This is a genomic window from Bradyrhizobium sp. SHOUNA76 (assembly GCF_023006445.1).
Classification (GTDB): domain Bacteria; phylum Pseudomonadota; class Alphaproteobacteria; order Rhizobiales; family Xanthobacteraceae; genus Bradyrhizobium.
Genome location: NZ_JALBHA010000340.1, coordinates 1 through 7,238, shown reverse-complemented (window position 1 = coordinate 7,238; position 7,238 = coordinate 1). Strand labels below are relative to the sequence as shown.

The 7,238-nt window shown below is 65.0% G+C and carries 7 protein-coding genes and 1 other RNA gene; 3 read left to right on the top strand and 5 right to left on the bottom strand.

Annotated features, from left to right (window positions below):
• Together MOV74_RS26685 and MOV74_RS26680 are read left to right on the top strand one after the other, a co-directional pair.
• The coding region (locus MOV74_RS26685; RefSeq protein ID WP_246929446.1) for a methyl-accepting chemotaxis protein at positions 1-1,512 on the top strand (1,512 nt) is incomplete at its 5' end.
• A gap of 108 nt (positions 1,513-1,620) precedes the next feature.
• The gene (locus MOV74_RS26680; RefSeq protein ID WP_246929442.1) at positions 1,621-3,045 is read left to right on the top strand and encodes a methyl-accepting chemotaxis protein; all 1,425 of its coding nucleotides are present in this window, start codon (positions 1,621-1,623) and stop codon (positions 3,043-3,045) included.
• A 198-nt stretch (positions 3,046-3,243) separates the two neighbouring features.
• Here the strand turns inward: MOV74_RS26680 and MOV74_RS26675 are convergent, their stop codons facing one another.
• The 5 genes from MOV74_RS26675 to MOV74_RS26655 form a co-directional block, all read right to left on the bottom strand.
• A complete protein-coding gene (locus tag MOV74_RS26675) occupies positions 3,244-4,068 on the bottom strand; it encodes a TIGR00282 family metallophosphoesterase (protein WP_212298306.1) in 825 nt (274 codons plus the stop codon).
• Positions 4,046-4,642: a 5-formyltetrahydrofolate cyclo-ligase gene (locus tag MOV74_RS26670; protein WP_246929439.1), complete on the bottom strand. Its 597-nt coding sequence runs from the start codon at positions 4,640-4,642 to the stop codon at positions 4,046-4,048. Before MOV74_RS26670 ends, MOV74_RS26675 begins: the two co-directional genes overlap by 23 nt.
• A 205-nt stretch (positions 4,643-4,847) precedes the next feature.
• Positions 4,848-5,008: non-coding RNA, 6S RNA (gene ssrS / locus MOV74_RS26665), on the bottom strand.
• Between the two features lie 270 nt (positions 5,009-5,278).
• Positions 5,279-5,662 (bottom strand): cell division protein ZapA, encoded by a 384-nt coding sequence (locus MOV74_RS26660; RefSeq protein ID WP_028150902.1) that lies wholly within the window; start codon positions 5,660-5,662, stop codon positions 5,279-5,281.
• Complete coding sequence (locus MOV74_RS26655) at positions 5,659-5,979, bottom strand: DUF4164 domain-containing protein (RefSeq protein ID WP_246929437.1); 321 nt, start codon at positions 5,977-5,979, stop codon at positions 5,659-5,661. Before MOV74_RS26655 ends, MOV74_RS26660 begins: the two co-directional genes overlap by 4 nt.
• A 374-nt stretch (positions 5,980-6,353) precedes the next feature.
• Between MOV74_RS26655 and MOV74_RS26650 the strand changes: the two genes are divergently transcribed.
• On the top strand, positions 6,354-7,238 hold an 885-nt coding region (locus MOV74_RS26650; protein WP_246929434.1), incomplete at its 3' end, for a transketolase family protein.

Genomic DNA, 7,238 nt, shown 5'->3' with positions numbered 1-7,238 from the left:
CGCGACCGTACCGATGCCCTGACCGGCCGGACCAACGCGGCGCAATCGAACGCCTCCACCTTCGCCGATGCCGCCGACAAGTTCACCCAGTCCGCGCTCGGCATCGGGGCGCAGGTCCGTGAAGCCGGCAAGCTCGCCGACGAGGCCAGCGCCGCGGCGCAGGAAGCCCGCGCCAATGTTGACCGCTTGCGCGAGTCCTCTGCCGCCATCGGCAACGTCGTCAATCTGATCGCGCAGATCGCGCGGCAGACGACGCTGCTCGCGCTCAACTCGACCATCGAGGCCGCACGCGCGGGCTCTGCCGGCAAGGGCTTTGCGGTCGTTGCCACCGAGGTCAAGGCCCTCGCGGTGCAGACCCAAAGCGCGACGGAAGAGATCACGAAGAAGATCGACGCACTCCAGCGCGACGCCGCCGGCTCTGCGGATGCGGTGCACCGCATTTCGCAGGCGATCGAGGCGATCCGCCCGGTGTTCGAGACCGTCAACGGCGCGGTTGCCGAGCAGAACGCCACCACCAGCGAGGTCTCCGGCAATGCCGCCAGCGCCTCGGAGTTCATCGTCTCGGTCGGCGAGAGCGCGGCCGAGATCGATGCCGCGACCAAGGCAGCCGAGAGCCATGGCGAGAACGTCGCCAGTGCCGGCAAGGCCGTCACCACTTTTGCTCAAAAGCTGAAATCGCGCTGCGCCGTGCTGCTCCGCCAGAGCGAGCACGACGACCGCCGCAAGACCGAACGACTGCCCTGCCATCTCAAGTTCGAGAGCGCGCGCGGCGTGATGCCGGTCTATGAAATCTCGATGGACGGCGTGTTGATCGGCGGCGCGGACGCAGGCCGGCTTGCACCGCAAGCGATGATCGAAGGCACGCTCGAACACGTCGGCGCCTGCCGTCTGCGCGTGATCGAGCAATCCAAGGCCGGCGCGCGCGCGCAATTCGCCAGCCCCGATGCCGAGCTCCGCGAAAAGATCGAGGACAGGCTCTGGTCAATCCACGAAGAGAACACGGAGTTCGTCACCCGCGCCATGGAGGCGGGCAACGCGCTGACGATGATATTCGAACGGGCGCTTGCGCGCGGCGAGGTCAAAATCGACGACCTCTTCGACACCGACTATGTCGAAATCGCCGGGACCAATCCGCAGCAATACCGCACGAAATATCTCGATTGGGCCGACCGCGCCCTGCCGCCGTTCCAGGAAGCATTCCTGGCGAAGGACCAGCGCATGGCGTTCTGCGCCATGGTTGACCGCAACGGCTTCCTGCCGGTGCACAACAAGATCTATTCGCATCCGCAGCGGCCGGGCGACGTCGCCTGGAACACAGCCAACAGCCGCAACCGGCGGATATTCAACGATCCGGCGGGGTTGGCGGCCGCACGCAACCTGCGATCGTACCTTGTCCAGAGCTATGCGCGCGACATGGGCAACGGGAACACCGTCATGATGCGGGAGATCGACGTCGCGATCCGCGTGCAGGGCCGTCACTGGGGTGGATTCCGCACGGCCTACAAACTGTAGTGCACGCTCAGGCAAGACGCCGGACGCGAATCATCCCTTAAGATCGAAATTGGAATGGGAATGCCGCCGTGAGCCGGGTTGCGGCTCTGACTGGAGGACTCATCAAACATGTCCGTCGTACAACTTGCCGTCATGGACACCGGCTCCAATCGCACGCTGGCTGAACGGCTGATCGATCAGCTTGCCGACCGCATCGGCGGCCTCGGCGTGGAACTCGCCGACATTGCCGGCAACGTCCAGGAAGTGGCAAACCGCGTCGCAGGTCAGTCGGAACGGTTCCATCATCTGCAGAAGACGGCCGAGACGATGGTCTCGGCCAACCACGACATCGCCAACGCATCGCAGGCCGTGCAAACGACCACGTCCGCGGCGGTCGGCGAGATCGCGCAGTCGCGCAGCGCCGTCGACACCGCGGTCAACCACATCTCCGAGCTGGTCGCGGCGGTGGAGCGCATCGAAGCGCGCCTCAGCGCCGTCGGTTCGGCGCTGGCGCAGGTCGCGAAAGTCTCCGGCTCGATCGAGACGATTGCGAAGCAGACCAATCTGCTCGCGCTGAACGCAACGATCGAAGCCGCCCGCGCCGGCAACGCCGGCCGCGGCTTTGCGGTGGTCGCAAGCGAGGTGAAGAACCTCGCGGAAGCCACTCGCCAGGCCACGCATCAGATCTCCGACACCGTCCGCGATCTCGACGGCCAGATCGAAGGCCTGATCGGCGAAAGCAGCGACGCATCGCAACGCGCCAAGACCGCCGGGGAAGGCGCCCAGCAGATTTCCGGCATCATCTCGCGGGTCCAGCAGGGCTTTGCCTCCGTGGAGGCGGAGATCGGCAGCGTCACGCGCGCGGCGACCTCCAATCTCGGACATTGCGACACCGTCATCAGCGAGCTGAACGAACTCGCCAAGGGCGTCGACCTCTCCTCTCGCGATCTCAGGAGCGCCGATCAGCGGGTGACAAAGCTGCTCGACACCTCCGAAGGCCTGATCGCGCTGATCGCCGACAGCGGCGTGGAGACATCGGACGCACCGCTGATCCGCGTCGTCGTCGAGACCGCGAAGCGGATCTCGGCCGAGTTCGAGGCCGCGATCGACCGCGGCGATATCACGCTCGACCGGCTCATGGACGAGACATACCGCGAAATTCCCGGCACTGATCCAAAGCAGTACCTCACCAACTATGTCGACTTCACCGATCGCGTGCTGCCCGCGATCCAGGACCCGATCCAGAAATCCGATCCCCGCATCGTATTCTGCGTCGCCTGGGCCAAGGGCGGCTATCTGCCGACTCACAATCCGAACTACCGCCTGCCGCAGGGCAAGGACCCGATCTGGAACAACGCCAATTGCCGCAACCGCCGCCTGTTCACCGATCGCGCGGTGAAGAAGGTCGCGGCGAACACCAAGCCGTTCCTGCTCCAGACCTACCGCCGCGACATGGGCGGCGGACAGTTCGTGCTGATGAAGGATCTGTCCTCGCCGATCGTGATCCGCGGCAAGCACTGGGGCGCCTTCCGGATGGGTTTTCGCCAGAGCTGAGCATCGGCACTCCGGCTCCCTCAAACTAAAAGTTCGAAGACAACCCCATGCACAGTAGCCGGGATTTGCGGGATCAATGGCTTAGGCGCATGCGCCTGGCGCAATGAAATCAGACTCGGTCACCCGTCTCGTCGCTACGCGACGAGCCACCCTCTCCCACAAGGGGCGAGGGTGCACCGTGAATGCCGCGCGAAGAATTCAGCTCAACCAGAACTTCGGCGTCGCCGGCTCCAGCCTTCCACCCACGCGCACCGGCGCAATCTTCAGCGCGAGCCCCGTCGCGTCATCCGTCTCCACGGCGACGCCGCTGAGCGTTGCCGCGCCCGCGGCCGGCTCGAAGCGGCCTGACGGAATTCCCGATGTGAACCGCCGCAGCGGCTCTTCCTTCTGCATGCCGATGATGGAATCATAGTCGCCGGTCATGCCGGCATCGGTCATGTAGGCGGTGCCGCCGCTGAGGATCTGGTGGTCGGCGGTCGGCACATGGGTGTGCGTGCCGACGACGAGGCTGGCGCGGCCGTCGCAGAAGAAGCCGATGCCCTGCTTCTCGCTGCTCGCCTCGCAATGGAAATCGACGACGATCGCATCGGCGGCAACGCCGAGCGGACAGGCCCCGAGCTCGCGCTCCAGCGCGGCAAAGGGATCGTCGAACGGGGTCATGAAGACGCGGCCCAACGCGTTGACGACCAGCGCATGCTTGCCGTTCTTGGTCTCGACCAGTGCGGCACCGCGGCCGGGCGTGCCACGCGGATAGTTAGCGGGACGCACCAGGCGCTCGGCGCGCTCGATGAACACCAGGGCTTCACGCTGGTCCCAGGAATGGTTGCCGAGCGTCACCGCGTCGGCGCCGGCATCGAGAAACTCCTGATAAATCGCTTCCGTGATGCCGAAGCCGCCGGCGGAATTCTCGCCGTTGACGACGACGAAATCGAGCGACCAGTCCTTGACCATGCCGGGCAGATATTCGGCGATGGCGTTCCGACCGCTGCGGCCGACGACATCACCCACGAAGAGAATGCGCAACTTCAGAACTCCGGAAATCGAACACGTCGGATTCGGTTAGCACATAATCCAGCGCGACGTCGTGGGATAGTGCCGGAACCGCCTTGATCTCCTGCGCTGCAAAAGCGAGCCCGATGCCGACGATATTCTTGGCTTTGCGCAAGTGCGCGAAGGTGTGGTCGTAGTGTCCCGCGCCATAGCCGATGCGATGGCCGAGACGGTCGAAGGCCGCGAGCGGCGTCAGCATGATGTCCGGGATGACTTCGGCCGCTGCCGGCGATGGCTCTGGAATGCCGAGCGGACCGAGCATCAGACGATCGTTCGGATGGAAGATGCGGAAGATCAGCGACTGCCCCCGTGCGGTGACGCAAGGCAGCGCCAGCCTTGCCCCCTGCTCCGCGAGCCTCGTGAGCAGCGGCATCGGATCGATCTCGCTGCGGATCGGCGAATAGCCGGAGATGATGCTGCCAGGCAGAAGCTCGAACGGCAGCCCGCGCTTGGCGAGCTTTGCGGCGGCAGCACTGCGCTTCTTCTCGCTCAGCGCGTCGCGCGCCGCGAGGGCTTTGGCACGGAGTTCGGCTTTGGTGTTGGTCATGCGCTTGGTCCCCACGTCATCACCCCCTGTGCGCCCTTGCGCACTGCTGCGGGTGATCCAGTCTTCCGGAGGCGGTGGTGATTCACACAAAGGCCGCGGCGCACTGGATTCCCCGCTCCAGTGCGCGATTGCACACAAGGCGGGGAATGACACCTGTTGAACTGGCCGCAGTCGTTTCGACAGGCACAAACCAAGCAAACAAAAGTGCGAAGCCGCGTACGCCGTTGAAGCACTCGATCCCGGAGTTCCCTACGAAAGTAGGTGGGCACCATATGTCCGGGCCCACGGGCCCGGCCAGGGACAGTTCCCTAAAGGATCGATAAGGCCCCGGGGATATATGGCTCCTGACGCGCGTCGCAGCCTCGCGGAGCCAATGTAACAACGATACTGACGAATCGCCAGCCCGGCGAGAGAGCTGAGCTTCAGCGTAATGAAACGGGCTGCGAGCCACGGCAGAAGCCCGCTCCCTCCCCCGCTTGCGGGGGAGGGTTGGGGAGAGGGTAGCTCCTCAACGGGACAATCCCCTAGAGGAGAGAACCCTCACCCGGCGCTACGCGCCGACCTCTCCCGCACGCGGGAGAGGCGCGTCGCCCGCGGCCAAACCAACCACAACAATTGGCAACCTCTTCCGCGGCCCTACCCGATCGCGATGCCGTTGCCGACGGTCCGGTTCAGGACCTGGGTCGACTTCTCGATGCGTTCGGCCGCCGCGTTCAGCGCGTTCACCACCGCGGTCTGCGTCATCCTGGCGCGCTCGACGGCGGCATTGCGGAAATCGCGCAGCTCGGTCAGCTCCTGCTCCATGGTGCGGACACGGTTGCCGACGTCGACCAGCTCGTCGCAGACGGTCAGCGCCGCCATCACGGTGAGACGCGCATCGCCGATCTCACCGAATTTTCCGCGCAGCGACTGAATCCGTGTCTCCAGGCTTTCGGCGAGCTTGAGTAGCCGCACCTCCTGGCCCTCCTCGCAGGCCATGCGGTATTGCCGGCCGTTGATGGTGACGTTGATGTGGCTCATCCGTCCTCTCCGGTATCGAGCACCGAGCGTATCGTGACGATCGCGGAATCCAGCCGGTCGGAGATCTCGCGATTGGTGCGCTCGAGCTTGCGCGCCTTCACCAGCGCGCCGTCAAGCTCGTCGGCAAGCCGCGAACGGTCGGCGCCGAGCGCCTGAATCCGCGCCGCGAGCTCGTTCTCGTCGCGATCGGCGTCGCGCCGCCGCTCCACCGCGCTTTCGAGCGCATCGAGCGCCGCCATCAGCCTGCGGGTCGCGATGTCGATCTCGACCGCGGAGGACTCCGTCATGGCGGAACTGTTGGACACGCGATCGTTCATGCAGTCAGCGGTGGAACCTGGCGGCCTTTGCCCAGTGGCCTTTTCCTGGAGCTTGCCGCCCGGCAAAAGACTCGGTTCGGCAAGCGGTTAGAAGCAGAAATTTACGTGGCAAGCTAGCCCAGCGCAACGTCGCCGCGAAACTATGCACCGATAGATCGGAAGGAGGTCGTCCCGATTCGACCGTTCCTCCCACGCGCGAGCCCGGCGGAAAACCGGTCTCCACATAGGCAACTTTTACGGCCAAACCGGCGTTTGATTGCCTTGGACTCCCGGAACCGAGGTGCTATCCCAGCCCCGACCTTCAGTGGCCGCCAGGCTCCTCCCGCGCGGGCGTACCTCGCCTCCAAGCGCCTCATTTCAGACGGATTTCAGACATGACGCAGGTCGATCACTCCCGTATGGCCAACGCGATCCGCGGCCTTTCGATGGACGCTGTCGAGAAGGCGAAATCGGGTCATCCCGGCCTGCCGATGGGTGCCGCCGACATCGCCACGGTGCTGTTCACGCAGTTCCTGAAATTCGACGCCGCCGCGCCCGCCTGGCCGGACCGCGACCGCTTCGTGCTCTCGGCCGGCCACGGCTCGATGCTGCTTTATTCGCTGCTGTACTTGACCGGCAATTCCGAGATGACGCTGGACCAGATCAAGCAGTTCCGCCAGGTCGATTCGCTCACCCCGGGGCATCCCGAGAATTTCCGCACCAAGGGCATCGAGACCACCACCGGCCCGCTCGGCCAGGGCATCTCGACCTCAGTCGGCATGGCACTCGCCGAGAAGATGCTCGCCGCCGAGTTCGGCAAGAAGATCGTCGATCACCACACCTACGTGCTCGCCTCCGACGGCGACCTGATGGAGGGCGTGTCGCAGGAAGCGATCGCGATGGCCGGGCACTGGAAGCTCAACAAGCTGATCGTGCTCTACGACGACAACGGCATCTCGATCGACGGCCCCACCTCGATCTCGGATTCCGTCGATCAGGTGAAGCGCTTCAAGTCCGCGGGCTGGGCCGCCGAGAAGATCGACGGCCATGACCAGGCGGCGATTGCAGACGCCATCACGCGCGCGAAGAAATCCAACAAGCCGACGCTGATCGCCTGCCGCACCACCATCGGTTTCGGCGCGCCGCACAAGGCCGGCACCTCGAAGGTGCATGGCGAGGCGCTGGGCGCCGACGAGCTCAAGGCGGCCAAGGAAAATCTCGGCATCTCGCTCGAGCCGTTCGCGGTCGCCGACGACGTGCTGAAGGCGTGGCGCGCAGCC

Coding starts and splice junctions, on each gene's coding strand:
- MOV74_RS26680 (WP_246929442.1), top strand. CDS start 1,621: ATGTCCGTCGTACAACTTGCCGTCATGGACACCGGCTCCAATCGCACG.
- MOV74_RS26655 (WP_246929437.1), bottom strand. CDS start 5,979: ATGAACGATCGCGTGTCCAACAGTTCCGCCATGACGGAGTCCTCCGCG.
- MOV74_RS26670 (WP_246929439.1), bottom strand. CDS start 4,642: ATGACCAACACCAAAGCCGAACTCCGTGCCAAAGCCCTCGCGGCGCGC.
- MOV74_RS26660 (WP_028150902.1), bottom strand. CDS start 5,662: ATGAGCCACATCAACGTCACCATCAACGGCCGGCAATACCGCATGGCC.